The organism is Aliivibrio sp. S10_S31, assembly GCF_014694495.1.
Taxonomy (GTDB): domain Bacteria; phylum Pseudomonadota; class Gammaproteobacteria; order Enterobacterales; family Vibrionaceae; genus Aliivibrio; species Aliivibrio fischeri.
In genome coordinates, this window is record NZ_JAAUWR010000136.1 from 1 (window position 1) to 312 (window position 312).

The 312-nt window shown below is 44.6% G+C and carries 1 tRNA gene and 1 rRNA gene; both read left to right on the plus strand.

The features are described 5' to 3' along the window. Positions 1-76 (plus strand): 16S ribosomal RNA (locus HC728_RS19945); the annotation flags it as partial. 67 nt (positions 77-143) lie between these two features. Then, positions 144-219 (plus strand) — tRNA-Ala (locus tag HC728_RS19950). The last annotated feature ends 93 nt before the right edge of the window (positions 220-312 follow it).

Genomic DNA, 312 nt, shown 5'->3' on the forward strand with positions numbered 1-312 from the left:
CACTTTGTGGTTCATGACTGGGGTGAAGTCGTAACAAGGTAGCCCTAGGGGAACCTGGGGCTGGATCACCTCCTTAAACGATAGATTGCGATTTATGAGTGTTCACACAGATTGATTAGGTTAAAAAATTAAAGAGACTATGTGGGGCTATAGCTCAGCTGGGAGAGCGCTTCGCTGGCAGCGAAGAGGTCTGCGGTTCGATCCCGCATAGCTCCACCATCTTTAAGTATTCTCATTTGAGAGTCTTTAAAAATGGTTACACGCATAAGCGTGAAATCGCTCTTTAACAATTTGGAAAGCTGACTGATTTAA